Origin of the sequence: Bradyrhizobium lablabi (assembly GCF_001440475.1) — a bacterium.
Lineage (GTDB): Bacteria > Pseudomonadota > Alphaproteobacteria > Rhizobiales > Xanthobacteraceae > Bradyrhizobium > Bradyrhizobium lablabi.
Map to the genome: position 1 here is coordinate 130,423 of NZ_LLYB01000134.1, position 17,577 is coordinate 147,999.

Genomic DNA, 17,577 nt, shown 5'->3' on the forward strand with positions numbered 1-17,577 from the left:
CCTCCCTGCCGCGTTACCCGTATGCGTCGCGGGTAGCGGGGCTTTGTTTCAGAAGGGCGTGTTTTGGACCGGTTTCAGATAGGTGTTCATTTTCTGACGCTGGCCGCGGCTTTCGTGCTGGCCATCCCGATCGGCTGGGACCGTGAAAAGCGGGCGCGGAGCGCGGGCCTGCGCACCTTTCCGCTGGTCGCGCTGGCAAGCTGCGGATTCGTTCAGGCCAGCGAACAGCTGATGGTGAATTCTCCCGATGGCATGTCGAAGGTCATCGAAGGCGTGATCACCGGCATCGGCTTCATCGGCGGCGGCGCGATCCTCAAGCAGGGCACCACCGTGCAGGGCACGGCGACCGCCGCGAGCCTGTGGGCCACCGGCGCGATCGGCGTCTCCGTCGGACTCGGCAGCTACGACGTCGCGGTGACGGTGGCGGTGTTAACATTCCTGACGCTGAGGCTGCTGACGCTGGTGAAGGAAGAAGACGACCTCAAGGACGGCGGGAAGAGCGAGCGCAAGGGCGAGGCCAAGTCGGATTGAGCCAAGGTTCGATTGTACCGGGACTGGTCGCGGAGAGATCCGCATGATGCACAACAGTCACCGCGCCGTGAGGCTATTTCGCCGCCCGCGGACAGCATGAAGTATTCCGCGCCTTGCGCGAAACCATTTTCCCGGCCGAGGAAGAAATCCTGAAACGATGATGTCTTAGTGTGATCGGATGATCAGACATGGAGTCGATCATGGGGACGCTCATCAACCTACTCTACCGGGAATATTGTCTGGCTCGGTTGCAGGAGACGCACAGGATCGCCCTCGCTCGCTGAAACTTGATGAAGCGCGAGCAATCTGTCGCAGCCGGCATTTGCCGACTTGCCGTGAACCGCAATCAGGAATCATCTTGTCGGACCGAGATCGAAGGAGAAGGTCATGCAGCCATCGACAGACGATCTGCTGATACGCCAAATCAGTGCGCTGATATCCGCGACCGCCGATGCGGCGTCCACCAGCCGGGAACATGCCCCCTTCATCGAGGCAAGGCTATACCAGGCCCTCGCGGCACATTGCGCCGAAAAGCAAAAGATCGCTGCAATGCTTGCGAGAAGCGGGTTAGGTGCGACACGAACGGGATTGATCTACTGGTAGATTGGAGCCAGCGGATCTGCGGATCGTCGGTGAAGCCATCGCTGGATACTTTTTTGATTCCTCTCACGCTGCGTCCGAGGGGATGCGCGGTGGCCCGTCCCCTCCAACCCGTCCCGCTCGGGCGCGCGATGCTCTGGATCGGCCCCGGAACTGGCTCCCGAATTGGCCTCTGAATTTTCCCGGCGGAATACCGAACTCGCGCTTGAACGCCCGATTGAACGCCGCCTCCGAGTCATACCCGACCTCGGACGCCACCTGTATCACCGGCTCCCGCGTGGTTTGCAGCATCCTGGCGGCGAGTTGCAGTCGCCAGCGGGCAAGATAAGCCAATGGCGGCTCGCCGAGAAAGCGGGAGAACCTCTCGGCCAGGACCGAGCGTGAGACCCCTGCAGCGGCAGCCAGATCCTCCACGGTCCAATGATGACAGGGCTTTCGGTGCAGCAGCGCCAGTGCACCGCCGACAATTGGATCTCGCGCACCCGCAAGCCAGCCGGTCTGCTCGGCCGGCAGCGCCTCCATATAGCGGCGGATGGTTTCGATGAAGAGCGCTTCCGCCATCTTGGAGAGCAAGACCGCTTGTCCCGGCCGCGGAGATTCAGCCTGGGAGACAAGATGGCGAACCGAGCTCTCCAGCCATTCGCCGGCCGGGTCGCCGCGGAGGTTGATCTTGATCATCAACGGCAGGCCGGCCAGGAAAAGCCGTTCGGCATGACGCTCGCAGCCGAAATAGCCGCAGACAAAGTGGGTCAGTTCGCCGCCGCCGCCCAATCGCATGGTCGTCAGATCGCCTGCGAGATACCTGCTGAGCGAGGCCCCGCTGTCGATGAAGGCCGATGGCGAGCCGTTCGAGACGGTATGCGCATCGCCGTGCGGGATGATCAGGATATCCCCCGCCGTGACGGGAATGTCCGCCTCGCCCGGAAAACACACGACCGCCTTGCCGTGGGTAACCAGGTGATAGCTGACCAGCCGCTCGGTTCCGGGCGCAAGCACGTGGGCGACGTCTTGCAGATGCGGCACCCGGAACCCCCAGGGAGCCGTGCACTCCGCGTGGTAGAAGATGGCGCCGGTCATGCGCACAGACGCCAGCGCCTCCGATAGAGCATCCATTTCCATGCTCCCTCGACCGTGGACCTGAACATGCAAAGAACCACGGAGTTTCGGCAAAGTTGCGGCTTCGGCTTGCCGCTAGGCTGGAGTGCATGGGCTCGACCGGCGCGACCAGTCAGTCCGGCTGCCCTGAATCGGCACGGAAGAATTTTGCAAGGAGGTTCCCATGGGCAAGGCATTCGACGTGATCGTCATCGGCGCGCGCTGCGCCGGTTCGCCAACCGCGATGCTCTTGGCGCGCAAGGGTTACCGGGTGCTGTCGGTCGACCGCGCGTCATTCCCGAGCGATACCGTCTCAACGCATCTCCTGCATCCGCGCACCGTGGATGCGATGGCCCGATGGGGGTTGCTCGACCGGCTGGTGGCGACCGGATGCCCGCCGATCCACACCTACTCCTTCGACTTCGGCCCCTTCACGATCGCCGGCGCCCCGGGGGTGGACAAGGATGCTGTTGCCTACTGCCCGCGGCGGACAATCCTCGACAAGCTGCTGGTTGATGCCGCCGCCGAATCCGGTGCGGAAATCAGTGAGGGTTTCGTCGTCGAGGAAATTATGATCAAGGACGAGCGCATCGTCGGCATCAAGGGGCGATCGAAACACGGCGGCACTGTTACGGAAACTGCCGAAGTGATCGTGGGCGCCGACGGCCGGCACTCCATGCTGAGCGAGGCGGTGCACCCCGAGCATTACCGCGAGAAGCCGCCGCTATGGGCGGCCTACTACAGTTATTGGCGAGGCATACCCACCGACGGCCGCCTTGAGAAGGTAGCGCTTATCAAGGATGCAAGCGTTCAATGTCCTTTCATAGTGCGCTTCAGCGCTTGGAATCAGACGCACCCATATTCGGTCAAGATTACGGGTGACTCGTAGATAGTTGAGCGGGTCGTGGCGTTTGAGCAGTTGAAGCGCATCCTCGACGCGACGCAAGCCCGGATAGGGCTCATCTTCCATGGTGCCCACCCAGAGCCCATCAACGTTTCTGTTCGTTGATAGCCAGAGTGCAATGTGATCGGCGTAGGAGGGATTTCGGTCCGGCTTTTTTGCCACGACGAGACCGCGGGATTTTCGCGGCAATTCCAAGTACTGCAAGCGTCACCCCGTTACATCAGGCCCGGCTGCGCGATGATCGTAAGCGATCTTCTCTTTCAGGTTGTTTATAACCTCAATTAAAATCTTAACGATTGTAGCGACGAAACACGTTCCGCAATAGCCCCGCTCTCACCCGCGGCCCATCCTTCGAGAGGCCGCTTCGCGACTCCTCGGGATGAGGATGAGTTTGTGGCGTTGCCGCTCAGTGAAAATCCCGGGACGGTGGCAGGATGCGGACATCGCGGGGGTGGCGGATTTTTTGCGCTGGGCTATCGACGTGGTCGCGGCGGTCGTCGTTGAGCGGTTCGACCAGCGCGGGCCCTGCGGGCACCGGATGCTTGCGGCTTAATGCGTCGTTGGCGAGGCCGATGAGATCGTGGGAGCGGTCGAACATCCGCTGCGCCACCAGATGCGTCACGTGTTCCGGGCTGCTCTGGATATAGCCTTCGACCAGGATGAGGCGGGCGCCCATCACTTCTTTCCGGTACTGCTCCATCACCTTGGGCCACACCACGATATTGGCGATGCCGGTCTCGTCCTCCAGCGTCATGAAGACGACGCCCTTGGCGCTGCCCGGCCGCTGGCGCACCAGCACCACGCCGGCGCAGCTGATACGGCGCCTGTCGTTCTTGTGGTTGACATCCTTGCAGGGAACGACGCGCTCCTTCGTGAACATCTCGCGCAAGAATTCCATCGGGTGGCCCTTCAGCGACAGCCGCACCGTCTGGTAATCGGCGACCACCTGCTCCGGCAGCGGCATCAGCGGCAATGGCCTGGCGTTCTCATCGGGCTGCTCGCGGGCGACCGCGGCCTGAAACAGCGGCAGCGGCACGTCGTCGGGCAGCCGCCGCACCGCCCATAGCGCGGCGCGGCGATCGAGCCCGAGGGAGCGGAAGGCATCGGCATCCGCCAGCAGGATCAGCGCGCGTTTCGGCAGGCCGGTGTCGCGGGCGAATTCCTCCAGCGAGGTGAAGGGGCGGCGCTTGCGGGCGGCGACGATGCGGTCGGCCCAGTCTTGCTCTTTCTTTACGTTGTCATTCCGGGGCGCTGCGATAGCAGCGAACTCTGATGTGCAATTGCACATCAGAGAATCTCGAGGTTCCACAATGCGCAATTGCGCATCGGGATTCGTCGCTTGCGCGACGCCCCGAAACGACGACTGCATTTGCTTCAACCTCTCCTCGTCCTCATCGAGCCAGTGAAAGCCGTCGATCTGGCGGAAGCCCAAGCGCACGGCGCAGTATTTGCCCTCGCCCTCCTCCAGCGTGTTCTGGGCAAAGCTGTGGGAGACGTCGATCTCGCGAACCTCGACGCCGTTCTTGCGGGCGTCGCCGACGATCTGGGCGGGAGCGTAAAAGCCCATCGGCTGCGAATTGAGCAGGCCGCAGCAGAAGGCGTCGGGGTGATAATGCTTCAGCCATGACGAGACATAGACGAGCTGGGCGAAGCTCGCCGCGTGGCTTTCCGGAAAGCCGTAGGAACCAAAACCCTTGATCTGGTCAAAACAGCTTTTGGCGAATTCGGGATCGTAGCCGCGCGCGATCATGTTGCCGATCAGCTTGTCTTCGAATTTGCCGATGGTGCCGACATTGCGGAAGGTCGCCATCGCGCGGCGCAGGCCATTGGCTTCCTCGGACGTGAATTGGGCGGCCTCGATCGCGATCCGCATCGCCTGCTCCTGGAACAGGGGCACGCCGAGCGTCTTGTGCAGCACGCGGTACAATTCATCCGCCTTGCCGTGATCGGGCGACGGTGACGGATAGCTCACCTTTTCCTTGCCGTTCCGCCGCCGCAGATACGGATGCACCATGTCGCCCTGGATCGGGCCGGGCCGCACGATCGCGACCTCGATGACGAGATCGTAAAACGTCTTCGGCTTCAGCCGCGGCAACATGTTCATCTGCGCGCGGCTCTCGACCTGGAACACGCCGAGCGACTCTCCTCTCTGCAGCATTTTAAAAACATCATCGTTGTCGATCGCCTTGATGTCAGCCAGTTCGTATCGCTCGCCCTTGTGGTCGGCAATCAGATCAAAACATTTGCGAATGCAGGTCAGCATGCCCAAAGCCAGCACGTCGACCTTCATCATGCTCAGCGCGTCGACGTCGTCCTTGTCCCATTCGATGAAGGTGCGGTCGTCCATCGCGGCATTGCCGATCGGCACATAGGTGTCGAGCCGATCCTGCGTCAGCACATAGCCGCCGACATGTTGCGACAGATGGCGGGGGAATTCGATCAGCTCGGTGGCAAGTTCAACCGCGAGCTCGACCATCGCATTCGCAGGGTCCAGCCCGGCCTGGCGGACCTGCATCTCGTTGAGGCCCTTGCCCCAGCTTCCCCACACGGTATCGGCCAGCGCCGCGGTGACGTCCTCGGTCAGCCCCAGCGCCTTGCCGACGTCGCGGATCGCGCTGCGCGGGCGATAATGGATAACGGTGGCGATGATCGCGGCGCGGTGGCGGCCGTAGCGGCGGTAGACATATTGCATCACCTCCTCGCGCCGCGAATGCTCGAAATCGACGTCGATGTCGGGCGGCTCCAGCCGCTCCTTGGAGATGAAGCGCTCGAACAGCAGATCGACCTTGGTCGGGTCGACCGAGGTGACGCCGAGCACGTAGCAGACGGCGGAGTTCGCTGCCGAGCCCCGGCCCTGGCACAGGATGTTCTGGCTGCGCGCGTAGTGCACGATGTCGTGCACCGTGAGGAAATAATGCGCGTATTTCAGCTCCGCGATCAGGTCGAGTTCTTTCCGCAAGGTGGCGCGCAGCGTGTCGTCGATCACCCCGCCGAAATATTTGTCGACACCGGCCCAGGTCAGGTCTTCGAGATGCTGTTGCGCGGTCTTGCCCGGCGGCACCGGCTCGTCCGGATACTGGTATTTGAGCTGGTCGAGCGAGAAGCTGATACGGGAGGCGAAGCGTATGGTTTCGGCGATCGCCTCCGGCAGATCGCGAAACAGCCGCGCCATTTCGTGCGCCGGCTTGAGATAACGCTCGGCATTGGCTTCCAGCCGCCGGCCGATGGCATCGATGGTGGTCTTCTCGCGGATGCAGGTCAGCACGTCCTGCAGCCGGCGGCGGGCGGGATGGTGGTACAGCACCTCGTTGGTCGCGAGCAGCGGCACTTTGGCGGTGCGCGCGATGCGATGCAGCCCCGCCAGCCGGCGCTTGTCGTCGCCACGATAGAGCAGGCTCGCGGCGAGCCAGACGCCATCGGCGCGGCTTGCTTTCAGGCGCTGCAAAATTTCCTGCGCGCTCCCCGGCTCGAAGCGATGCGGCAGCGCCAACACCAGAAGCTGGCCCTCGGCGAAGTCCAGGAGGTCCTCGAATCGCAGATGGCACTCGCCCTTCTCGATCCGCGTGATGTCGTCGCCGCGCTTGCCGCGGGTGAGCAATTGGCACAGCCGGCCGTAAGCTGCACGGTCGCGCGGATAGACCAGGATGTCGGGCGTGCCGTCGATGAAGACGATCCGCGCGCCGATCAGCAATTTGGGCTTGTGCGTGACCTCGGAATTATCGAGCTCCTTATACGCGCGGACCACGCCGGCCAGCGTGTTGTGGTCGGCGATGCCGATGACGGGAATGCCGAGTTCGCTCGCCTGATGCACATAGGCGCGCGGATCCGAGCCGCCGCGCAGGAACGAGAAATTGGTGGTGATGCCGATCTCGGCATAACTGGCGAGAGGGTTCTTCATGCGAACAGCCCGTGCACGTACCATCTGACCGAACCGGGCTCGACTTCCTCATCCGGCGGTTCGCTTTCATAGAGCCCGTCGCGAAAGATCCAGAAACGCAGGCCCGCCTCGTCCTCGATGCGAAAGTAATCCCGCGTCGGGCCGTCGCCGTTTTGCTTCCACCATTCCATCGCGATGCGCTCCGGCCCCTCCACCCGCGCCACCGTGTGCGTCACGCGCCGCCAGGTGAATTGATGCGGCGGGCCGTCGGGCACGGTCGCAAACGGCACCTTGATGGGCTCGGGTTTGTCGAACAGCCGCAACGGGCGCAGCGGCGGCTCGCTTTCGATCCGCTCCGGCCAGGCGGCCTGGGCGGCTGCCGCCAGATGATGCTGCGCTGCTACTGCCAGCACGGCGCGCTCGGGGATGTGGGTATCCTCAGGCAGATGTACGACGACGCGTTTTCCCCCGATGCGCGCGGCGATGCGGTCGATCAGCGCGGACAGTTCGTCATTGTCATGGACGTTGGCGTCGAGGTCACGCTGCTGCTGCACCACGATTTCGGTGCGGCTGGCGGAGAGCCTGATGAGATCGAAGCCGAAGCCGGGATCGAGGGGATCGTTGAGCGCATCGAGCCGCTCGCGAAACAGGCGGTCGATTACTTCCGCTCTCGTCACGGGACGCCCGGTGTCGACCGAGATCGTGCGCACCGCACCGTCGGTGCGGAAAAAACTCGCGTCCAGCCGCCGCGCGCCCTTGCCCTGCTTGTCCATCGCCGTGACCAGCATGGCGGCGAGCGCGGACAAATTCATCGCGATCACGGTGTCGGTCGCGACCGGATCGGGAAAGCGTTTTTCGACGATGTAATCCGGCAGCGGCTTTCGGGGACTGATCGGCGCATCGCCCTGCCCGAGCGCGTGCGCCAGCAGCGTCGTGAAGGAAGCGCCAAACCGGGCGGTGATTTCGTGAGGGGCACGCAAGGCGACATCACCGATGGTCTTCAGGCCGGCGCGGCGCAGGCCGGCAGTGATGGCATCACCCGCGCCGAGTGCGGATATGGGCAGCGGAGCGACGGCCTCGGCCTCTTCGCCATCGGCCACGATCTTTCCCGACGCGTGCCGCGTCAGCGTGCGGGCGCAGATCGAGGTGCTCGCAATCGCGGCGCTGACGGCAAAACCGCGACGGCTCAACGCACCGCAGACGATCTGCAGCAGCGCCCGCTCGCCGCCGAACAGATGGGCGCAGCCGGTGATGTCGAGATAGAGCCCATACGGCGGATCGAGCGCCACCAGCGGCGTGAAGCGATCGCACCAGTCGGCGATATCATCAAGCGTTTTGCGGTCGGCGATCTCGTCGGCGTCGAACACCGTCAGTTCGGGGCAGATGGCGCGGGCATTGGCCAGCGGCAGGCCGATCGAGAGGCCGGCGCGGACGGCTGTTTCGTCGAGGGAATGGATCAGGATGGCGTTGTGCTGCTTGGCGACGACGACGCAGGGGAAGGTTTGCGCACTGGTCGTGTGGTTGGAGGTATCAACCGGCGCACCGCTGTCGTTCCCTCCCCCCTTGCGGGGGAGGGTTAGGGAGAGGGGTAAGCCACAAGCACTGCCGTTGCCGCCACCCCTCTCCCCAGCCCTCCCCCGCAAGGGGGGAGGGAGCGCACCGTTCGTGTCGTGAGCAGTGTTGCTCGAAGCCGCTTGAGAATTTTCAGCTTGCGCGGCGCTGGCCTGCATAAGCCGCCGCTGGATGCGGTCGATGGGCAGGCGTGGCAGCCAGAGGCTGAGGATACGCCGACGGTTCTCTGAACAGGCACTCATCACAATTCCATTCCATGATCCAGCGGCCGACCGGGCCATGACGGTTACGAACGAGCTGCGCGTCGAACATCGGCGCGCCCCAGGCGTGCCACGGCGATCCCGGCGGTGAATGCGCGGCGCGCACGATCCATCTGGTCTCCGCCGTCGAGGGCCTCGGCTCGGCCGCCACCCGCAACAGCAATGCGGTGACGCCGGAGGCTGCCGCGGCCAAAGTGAGTTTTCGGCTGGCGACGAGATCGAGCTGGCGCGCCTGCCCCCAGACTTCCAGCACGACTACGCCGAGCGCATCGCAGGCCAGCGCGTCGGCGGCGGTCCGTAGCGCGGCATCGGTATCGGGCGCGCGCACGGTCACGAGCAGCCGTGGATCGAGCCCGAGCTCGGAGAGCCCGCTTATCGACAGCGCGCCGGATTCAATTTCCGAAAAATCCTGCCGCACCCAGACCAGCGGCCGACGCGGCGATACCCGTCCTGCCAGCCCCGCGATGAAGCCGGTGGCCGTGGCGCTCTGATGCCCTTCGGCAAACACTTCATGCACCGCTGATAGCGCCAACCCGCCCTGCAGCATCGCATCCGCAGCCTTGTGGCCAAGCGCGATCCTGGCGAGGTCATGCGCATCGCCATGCGTCTCCAGGCGCTCGATGCTGCCGCGCAAACTTGCAAGCGTGCCGGTACGTGCGGTGCTCATGCGCCGCTCCTTCGGAAAATTGAGCCCTTACCGCTTCTTCCCGAGTGAACCCTCGGCTGGCCCATTTGTTCATGATATGTTCTAATATAAAGCTAACAGGCCCGGTGGAGTCAATCGGGATCGACACCCGGGCGATTCATGAGCGGAATCAAAGGGATTCGACGATGGACCTGCAACGTAAGCTGGAAATCCTGGCGGATGCTGCGAAATACGATGCTTCCTGCGCCTCCTCGGGCACCGAGCAGCGGGATTCCAGCGACGGCAAGGGCCTCGGCTCGACCGCGCCGGGCATGGGTATCTGCCATTCCTACGCGCCGGATGGACGCTGCATCTCGCTGTTGAAGGTGCTGCTCACCAACGCCTGCAATTACGATTGCCTCTATTGCGTCAACCGCACCTCCTCCAACGTGCCGCGCGCCCGCTTCACGGTGGACGAGGTGGTGAAACTCACGATCGACTTCTACCGGCGCAACTACATCGAGGGCTTGTTTCTCTCCTCCGGCATCATCCGCAGCCCTGACTACACCATGGAGCAGGTGGTGAGCGTCGCGCGCAAACTGCGCGAGGAGCATCGCTTCCGCGGCTACATTCATCTCAAGACCATTCCCGAAGCGGACGACGCCCTGATCGTGGAGGCCGGGAAATATGCCGACCGTCTTTCCATCAATATCGAGATGCCGCTGGAAAACAGCCTCGCCAAATTCGCGCCGGAAAAGGATGTGCGCGCGATCCGCCGCACCATGGGCCGGCTGCGCCTGAAGCTCGATGAAGCCAGGGAGAACGGCAAGGCCGCGACGAAAGCAAAGCCGCCGCGCTTTGCGCCGGCCGGCCAGAGCACGCAGATGATCATCGGCGCCGATGCGGCCGACGACAAAACCATTCTCGACACCAGCGCCAACCTCTACGGCTCCTACCGCCTCAAGCGCGTCTATTATTCGGCCTTCAGCCCGATCCCGGACGCCAGCCGCGCGCTGCCGCTTGTCCCGCCACCGCTCCTTCGCGAGCACCGGCTGTACCAGGCCGACTGGCTGATCCGGTTCTACGGTTTTGACGCGAACGAGATCGTCGACGAAACCGCCGGCATGCTGCCGCTCGACATCGATCCAAAACTCGCCTGGGCGCTGCGCCACCGCGACCGCTTCCCGCTCGATGTCGCCACCGCCAGCCGCGAAGAGCTGTTGCGGGTGCCGGGCTTCGGCACCAGGGCGGTCGACCGCATCATTGCGACGCGCCGCCTGACCTCGATCCGCCTGGCCGATCTGGCGCGGCTGCATATCCCCCAGAAAAAGGCGCTGCCGTTCATCGTGCTCAGCGACCACCGCCCCTCGCCGCGTCTGCTCGACGGCGCGGGGCTGAAGCAGAGGTTCAAGCCGAAAGCTATGCAATTGGGATTTGGGTTTTGACCACTGGCGTCATTGCCTGCGACAAACGCGAAGCGTTTGCGCAAGGGAGCGAAGCGACNGCCTCAGCAAGTGGAGAAATGGATTGCTTCGCTTCGCTCGCAATGACGGCAGGAAAAATCGCAATGACGGGGAGGAAGCACCATGCACCATATGATCCTCGATAGCGAAACCGATTTCGATGGCTGGCGCAAAGCGGCGCGCGCGCTGGCGTTGAACGATGTCAAACCGTCCGACGTGACTTGGCGCGTGGCTGATGATGCGCCCGAACTGTTCGAGCCATCTGCACCGCCGCTCGAGCCGCCCCACGGCACCTTCAACGTCCCGGCCAGATTTGTCGAACTCGCTGAAATGGCGATCCTGCACCGCAATCCCGAACGGTTCGCCTTGCTCTATCGCCTGCTGTGGCGGCTGCGCGGCAATCACGATCTGCTCGAGATCGTGACCGATCCCGATGTGGCCGAGGTCGCCGCGATGGCGAAAGCCGTGCACCGCGACGAGCACAAGATGCATGCCTTTGTCCGCTTCCGCGAAATCGGCCGCGAGCAGAAATCGCATTTCGTCGCCTGGTTCGAGCCGGAGCACCATATCGTCGAACTGGCCGCGCCGTTCTTTGCGCGCCGCTTCGCCGACATGCCCTGGTCGATCCTCACCCCCGACGTCTGCGCGCATTGGGACGGCCATGCCGTCTCGATCACGCCGGGGGTTGCCAAAAGCGAGGCCCCGACCGCTGACAGGCTGGAGGAAACCTGGCGCAGCTACTACGCCAGCATTTTCAATCCCGCCCGGCTGAAAGTGCAGGCGATGCAGAAGGAGATGCCTCGGAAATACTGGCGGAACCTGCCGGAGGCTTCGTTGATTAAGCCCCTGATCGAAGATGCCGGGCGCACCGCCAGCGCGATGATCGCGAAAGCGGCGAGCGAACCGCACAAGCCGCAGAAGCGGCTGGAACCGCCAAAGGCAGACGACATGCCTCGCAAAGGTGCCGACGATATCGAGACGCTGCGCGAAGAAGCCGCCGATTGCCGCGCCTGCCCCCTCTACAAGAATGCCACCCAGACGGTGTTCGGCGAAGGGGCGCAAACGGCGCGGATCATGCTGGTCGGCGAGCAGCCCGGCGACAAGGAAGACCTCGCCGGCAAGCCGTTCGTCGGGCCCGCCGGCCAAATGCTCGACCGCGCGCTGGACGAGGCCGGCATCGATCGCCGCAAGGTCTACGTCACCAATGCGGTGAAGCACTTCAAGTTCGTGCCGCGCGGAAAAGTCCGCCTGCACCAGAAGCCGAACACGCCGGAAATCAGGGCATGCCGGCAATGGTACGAACGCGAACTGGCCGCGATCAAACCCGAACTGGTGGTGGCGATGGGCGCCACCGCGGCGCAAAGCGTGTTCGGGAAAATTACCCCGATCAACAAGAACCGCGGCCGCCCGATCGATCTGGACGACGGCACCAGGGTCTTGGTGACGGTGCACCCGTCCTATCTGCTGCGGCTGCCGGACGCCGAAGCCAGGGCGAGCGAATACCGGCGCTTCGTTCAGGACCTCAAAATTGCCGCCGGCGCGCTGCGAAAATCAGCACATGCGGCCTGAATTCCGCCAAGCCGGCAGCCGCAATATCTGGTGAAAAATAACGGGAAAAATTGACAATTCCATCTGCAACCATTAATTGATGGAAGACACAATCGCATTCTCAAGGGAATGTGGGACGTTTTGGTTCACGCCATGACGCTCCTACATGGTCGACGCGCTGCGCGGTCCTCCTCCAGCCCCGGCGCCGTGCAGCGCTCGACCCTCTTTTTTTCTCGTGGCGCCACCGCCGCCCCTCGGCGGTTCCATCGACTAAACACACCCCGCGTAGCGAGGCATCCTAGCCCCTCGCCGCGGCCTCGAGTTCTGCGATATCGAACTTGACCATCTTCAGCATGGCTTCCGCCACGCGCTTGGCCGTCGCAGGGTCGGGATCATTCATCAACTCGCCCAGCCGTCTTGGCGCAATCTGCCAGGACAGGCCCCAGCGGTCCTGCAGCCAGCCGCATTGCTCGATCTTGCCGCCCTCTTTCAAGGCGTCCCACAAGCGGTCGATCTCGGCCTGCGTGTCGCATTCGACCATGATCGAGAAGCTGTGGTTGAACGGATCGAGCGGGCCCGCCTCGATCGCCATGTAGCGCTGGTCGCCCAGCGTAAAGCCCGCGATCTTGACGCTGCCGGCGGGACCGCTCGGGCTCTCGGCCGGCAGGGCCGAAACCCACTGCACCGACGAACCGCGGATGAGCGAGGTGTAGAAACCGATCGCGGCCTCCATATCCTTCGCGAACCAGAGGTGCTGTGTGACCTTCATCGGGGCTCCTTCCTCCAAATGGCCAGCGTACGCACGGCCGCTTTCGTTCCAAGGACGGATGAAATGAACGTCTGCCGACAGGGACGATGAGATTTTCTCGTGCAGACCATCGGCCAAGCCCTGAACCGATAAGCAATTCAGGAGCGCCTTGTCGGATCCACACATCATAAATCGGTTCAAAGGAAAATAATGAAGACCTGCACTGGAGATACCAGCTTTCCTTGATGTGCGATCAAACTTCAGCGGCGCTGCCGGCCGCCCCTGTCATCTAACCTTCAAGGGCCTCGGTCAAAGATGCCCGCCTCTCAGCCTATTCCGACGGGGGGTCAGAATGACCGATCTTGCACTCAATTCATCGATGGGCGACGCAACGCCTGTCCAGCCGGCTTCGCGGCCGAACCTCGACAAGGGGTTCAATCCACTGACCCTGATCCTGTTCTGCGGCATCCTTGCCGCCGGGCTGCTGTACGTCGCCTACAGCATCTATGACGACATAGACGCGACCGGCATGCGGGTCACGACCTACCTGCCCTATATCATGCTGTTCGTCGCGCTTCTGATCGCGCTCGGCTTCGAGTTCGTCAACGGCTTCCACGATACCGCCAACGCGGTCGCGACCGTGATCTACACCCATTCGCTGCCGGCGGAATTCGCCGTGATGTGGTCGGGCTTCTTCAATTTCCTCGGCGTGCTGCTCTCCTCCGGCGCGGTCGCCTTCGGCATCGTCTCGCTGCTGCCGGTGGAATTGATCCTCCAGGTCGGAAGCAGCGCGGGTTTCGCGATGGTGTTCGCGCTGCTCATTGCCGCGATCGTCTGGAACCTCGGCACCTGGTATTTCGGCCTGCCGGCATCCTCCTCGCACACCCTGATCGGCTCGATCATCGGCGTCGGCATCGCCAACGCGCTGATGCACGGCCGCGACGGCACCTCGGGCGTCGACTGGACCAAGGCGACCGAGATCGGTTACGCGCTGCTGCTCTCGCCGCTGTTCGGCTTCTGCATGGCCGCGATCCTGCTGCTGGTGCTGAAGTTCGTCGTCCGCAATCCCGCGCTGTATGCCGCCCCCGAAGGCAACAAGCCGCCGCCGCTGTGGATCCGCAGCGTCCTGATCGCGACCTGCACCGGCGTCAGCTTCGCCCATGGCTCCAATGACGGCCAGAAGGGCATGGGCCTGATCATGCTGATCCTGATCGGCACGGTGCCGACCGCCTACGCGCTGAACCGCACCCTCCCGGAATCCCAGGTGGCGCAATTCCAGAAGACCTCGGAGGCCGCCTCCAGGGTGATCGCCGCCAAGGGCGCCGGCCACAGCATCATCGGCGATCCCAGGCCCGCGGTGACGCAATACGTCTCCGCCCGCAAGATCAGCGAAGGCACCTACCCCTCGCTGGCCGTGCTGGTGAAGGACGTCGGCGACCAGGTCCCGAAGTACGGCTCGCTGAACAAGGTGCCCGCGGAAGCCGTCGGCAACACCCGTAACGACATGTACCTGACGTCGGAGGCGATCCGCTTCCTGATGAAGGACAAGGAAAACGACCTGAACAAGGAAGAGGTCGATACCCTCAAGGCCTACAAGGGCTCGCTCGACTCGGCCACCAAGTTCATCCCGCTCTGGGTCAAGATCGCGGTCGCGATCGCGCTGGGCCTCGGCACCATGATCGGCTGGAAGCGCATCGTCGTCACCGTCGGCGAGAAGATCGGTAAGTCGCATCTGACCTACGCGCAAGGCGCGTCCGCCGAGCTGGTCGCCGCCTCCACGATCGGTGTCGCCGACGTGTTCGGCCTGCCGGTTTCCACCACCCACGTGCTGTCATCCGGCGTCGCCGGCACGATGGCAGCCAACGGGTCGGGCCTGCAGATGGCGACCGTGCGCAATCTCCTGATGGCATGGGTGCTGACGCTGCCGGCTGCGATCTGCCTGTCGGCAAGTCTCTACGTACTGTTCGCGAATCTGTTCTGAGTATCGGGCCGGTACGGTAGAATCGCTGCCACACAGGCAGCAGCCTCGACGGGTAGCGGAAGGCCGGAACCAAACTCCGGCCTTTTGCTTTCCGCAAAGGGCCCTGACCGATGATACGGCAGGACATCGACGTTCACACACCACGCGAACCCAACAGCTCTGCAGATGGAGCCCGCCATGACCAAAAAGCCCCCGGATGGCACCATCCACGACCGCATTCAGGCGGAAATGCTGGATAGTTTCGATGAGGAACTGGAACTTGAAATCGACGACGATCGTCTCGATGCGCTGACCAATGAATTTGCCGACCATACGGAAGAAGAGACGATCGATCGGCGCGTCTACTTCAAGGAATTATTCCGTCTGCAGGGTGAACTGGTAAAACTGCAGACTTGGGTGCAGCACCACAAGCTCAAGGTGGTGGTGATTTTCGAGGGACGCGATTCCGCCGGCAAGGGCGGCGTCATCAAGCGCATCACCCAGAGGCTCAATCCGCGGGTCTGCCGCGTCGCGGCGCTTCCGGCGCCGAACGAGCGCGAGCGCACGCAATGGTATTTCCAGCGTTACGTTTCGCACCTGCCGGCTGGCGGCGAAATCGTGCTGTTCGACCGTAGCTGGTACAACCGCGCCGGCGTCGAGCGCGTGATGGGCTTCTGCACCGAAGACGACGTCGAAGAATTCTTCCGGTCGGTGCCGGAATTCGAGCGCATGCTCGTGCGTTCCGGCATCACCCTGATCAAGTACTGGTTTTCCATCACCGACGAACAGCAGCATTTGCGCTTCACGATGCGGATCCACGATCCGCTCAAGCAGTGGAAGCTCAGCCCGATGGATGTGGAATCGCGCAGCCGCTGGGAGCAATACACCAAGGCCAAGGAAGCGATGCTGGAGCGTACCCACATTTCGGAAGCTCCCTGGTACCTGGTCGAAGCCGACGACAAGAAGAAAGCACGGCTGAACTGCATCGCGCATCTGCTCGAACAAATTCCCTACCAGGAAATTAAGCAGGACCGGGTGGTTCTGCCGGCGCGGGTTCGCCATCCGGAATATAGCCGCGGGCCGATCCCACCCGAAATGTACGTGCCAGCGCGCTATTGAGCGCCGGACCGCAGACCGTGCTCGGTACGAACGACCGGCTTCCGCGTGACACACGGCTGTAACAGACGTGTCTTTCTATGAGATTTCATTGAGGAACAGGCCGGCGTCGAAACGCCGATCCGCGCCTGATCTTTTTCTCTGGTGGGCGTACCCTGCGATTGCGGGCAGGCCACGGCGGTGTGCGATGCGAGCTGATACGTCAGTTGCCGATGCCATCACCGAGAGCGGTCACTCGCCCCCACCCCCTGTGTCAGCCCTCGTTCCGGGATTGGTCTGGGCGTTTTACGTTCATTCGGACGGCACGGCGGAATCGCTCCCGGTCGATCAGCCGATGCCGTCTTCCCATGGCGGACTGCTCTGGCTGCATTTCAATCTGGCCGATGCCCGGGCGCTGCTGTGGCTGACGACGGCCGACCTCGGGGTTCCGACCGCGGCGCGCACGCTGCTGCTGTCAAAGGACACCTACCAGCAGCTTCACACCGTCGATGACTGCGTCTACGGCGTGATCTCGGATCTGTTGCGCGACGTCGGCGAGGCGACCGAGGATACCGGCTATCTGCGCTTCGTCATGACCGAGCGGATCCTGGTCAGCGGCCGGCATCATGCGCTGTGCGCGGTCGACGCCACCCGCCGTGCGCTCGAGGCCGGTCATCGGATCGAAAGCTCAGCCGCGCTCCTGGAGACGATCGTCGAACATGTCGCCGACACCATGGACGGCATCGCCGATCGCGTGGCGCAGGCCCTCGACGATCTCGAGGAAAAGGTGCTGTCGGACGGGCCGACGGACCTGCGCCAGAGCCTCGGCCGCCTGCGGCGCACCTGCGCCCGCCTGCACCGGCAATTGTCCGGCCTGCGCATCGTCTTCCACCGATTCGAGCAAAAGCATCTCGATGATTTGAAGCCGGCGTTGCGGCTTCGCGCCGGCAAACTCGCCCAGCGGCTCGACGGTCTCGATCACACCATCGTCGAGATGCGGGAGCGCAGCCGGCTGCTGCAGGAAGAGCTTCATCTGAAGATCGAGGAGCAGGGCAACGACAATATCAGGGTGCTCTCGGTCCTGACGGCTTTGCTGATGCCGCCAACGCTCGTGACCGGCATCTTCGGCATGAACACCAAGGGGCTGCCGTTCACGGACCTCGAAACCGCCTTCCTCTGGGCCGCATCGCTCTTGGTCCTGTCGTCACTGGCCGCCTACCTCATCATGAAACGCATCGGGATCATCAGGTAGCGGGCAGGATCACCGCGGATGTTCGCGTTGCGTAGATGGGCGAAAAC

Annotated in this window: 12 protein-coding genes; 7 read left to right on the forward strand and 5 right to left on the reverse strand. The window is 63.2% G+C overall.

All coding sequences use genetic code 11. The features are described from left to right. The first annotated feature begins 63 nt into the window (after positions 1–63). The gene (locus CQ14_RS40260; protein WP_057863280.1) at positions 64–531 is read left to right on the forward strand and encodes an MgtC/SapB family protein; all 468 of its coding nucleotides are present in this window, start codon (positions 64–66) and stop codon (positions 529–531) included. A 666-nt stretch (positions 532–1,197) separates the two neighbouring features. Here CQ14_RS40260 and CQ14_RS40270 read toward each other — a convergent pair. Continuing rightward, positions 1,198–2,250, reverse strand: coding sequence for an AraC family transcriptional regulator (locus CQ14_RS40270; RefSeq protein WP_347337187.1), 1,053 nt, complete (start codon positions 2,248–2,250; stop codon positions 1,198–1,200). 160 nt (positions 2,251–2,410) lie between these two features. Here CQ14_RS40270 and CQ14_RS40275 point away from each other — a divergent pair, with 160 nt between their 5' ends. Next, the gene (locus CQ14_RS40275) at positions 2,411–3,115 is read left to right on the forward strand and encodes an NAD(P)/FAD-dependent oxidoreductase (RefSeq protein ID WP_057863283.1); all 705 of its coding nucleotides are present in this window, start codon (positions 2,411–2,413) and stop codon (positions 3,113–3,115) included. A 421-nt stretch (positions 3,116–3,536) separates the two neighbouring features. On the opposite strand, the gene CQ14_RS40280 is transcribed toward CQ14_RS40275, so the two are convergent. Genes CQ14_RS40280 through CQ14_RS40290 form a run of 3 tightly spaced genes read right to left on the reverse strand, consistent with a single transcriptional unit; the run spans position 3,537 to position 9,506 of the window. After that, positions 3,537–7,028 carry an error-prone DNA polymerase gene (locus CQ14_RS40280; RefSeq protein ID WP_057863284.1) on the reverse strand — a complete coding sequence of 1,164 codons (3,492 nt, stop codon included), beginning with the start codon at positions 7,026–7,028 and terminating at the stop codon, positions 3,537–3,539. Further along, positions 7,025–8,821, reverse strand: a complete 1,797-nt coding sequence (locus tag CQ14_RS40285; protein ID WP_430650257.1) for a Y-family DNA polymerase — start codon at positions 8,819–8,821, stop codon at positions 7,025–7,027. The genes CQ14_RS40280 and CQ14_RS40285 overlap by 4 nt, the downstream gene beginning before the upstream one ends. Beyond that, complete coding sequence (locus CQ14_RS40290) at positions 8,712–9,506, reverse strand: ImuA family protein (protein WP_057863285.1); 795 nt, start codon at positions 9,504–9,506, stop codon at positions 8,712–8,714. Before CQ14_RS40290 ends, CQ14_RS40285 begins: the two co-directional genes overlap by 110 nt. Before the next feature lie 164 nt (positions 9,507–9,670). On the opposite strand from CQ14_RS40290, the gene CQ14_RS40295 reads away from it, so the two are divergent. Together CQ14_RS40295 and CQ14_RS40300 are read left to right on the forward strand one after the other, a co-directional pair. Continuing rightward, positions 9,671–10,909 carry a putative DNA modification/repair radical SAM protein gene (locus CQ14_RS40295; protein ID WP_057863286.1) on the forward strand — a complete coding sequence of 413 codons (1,239 nt, stop codon included), beginning with the start codon at positions 9,671–9,673 and terminating at the stop codon, positions 10,907–10,909. A gap of 141 nt (positions 10,910–11,050) precedes the next feature. Continuing rightward, positions 11,051–12,496: a UdgX family uracil-DNA binding protein gene (locus CQ14_RS40300; RefSeq protein ID WP_057863287.1), complete on the forward strand. Its 1,446-nt coding sequence runs from the start codon at positions 11,051–11,053 to the stop codon at positions 12,494–12,496. Between the two features lie 277 nt (positions 12,497–12,773). Here the strand turns inward: CQ14_RS40300 and CQ14_RS40305 are convergent, their stop codons facing one another. Then, complete coding sequence (locus tag CQ14_RS40305) at positions 12,774–13,244, reverse strand: VOC family protein (RefSeq protein WP_057863288.1); 471 nt, start codon at positions 13,242–13,244, stop codon at positions 12,774–12,776. Positions 13,245–13,575: 331 nt separating this feature from the next. Between CQ14_RS40305 and CQ14_RS40310 the strand changes: the two genes are divergently transcribed. The 3 genes from CQ14_RS40310 to CQ14_RS40320 all read left to right on the forward strand — a co-directional run bounded on the left by CQ14_RS40310 (position 13,576) and on the right by CQ14_RS40320 (position 17,530). After that, positions 13,576–15,204 (forward strand): inorganic phosphate transporter, encoded by a 1,629-nt coding sequence (locus CQ14_RS40310; protein WP_057863289.1) that lies wholly within the window; start codon positions 13,576–13,578, stop codon positions 15,202–15,204. 177 nt (positions 15,205–15,381) lie between these two features. Continuing rightward, on the forward strand, positions 15,382–16,302 hold the full coding sequence (gene ppk2, locus CQ14_RS40315) for a polyphosphate kinase 2 (RefSeq protein WP_057863444.1): 921 nt from the start codon (positions 15,382–15,384) through the stop codon (positions 16,300–16,302). Between the two features lie 184 nt (positions 16,303–16,486). Beyond that, on the forward strand, positions 16,487–17,530 hold the full coding sequence (locus CQ14_RS40320) for a transporter (protein WP_057863290.1): 1,044 nt from the start codon (positions 16,487–16,489) through the stop codon (positions 17,528–17,530). Positions 17,531–17,577: the final 47 nt, after the last annotated feature.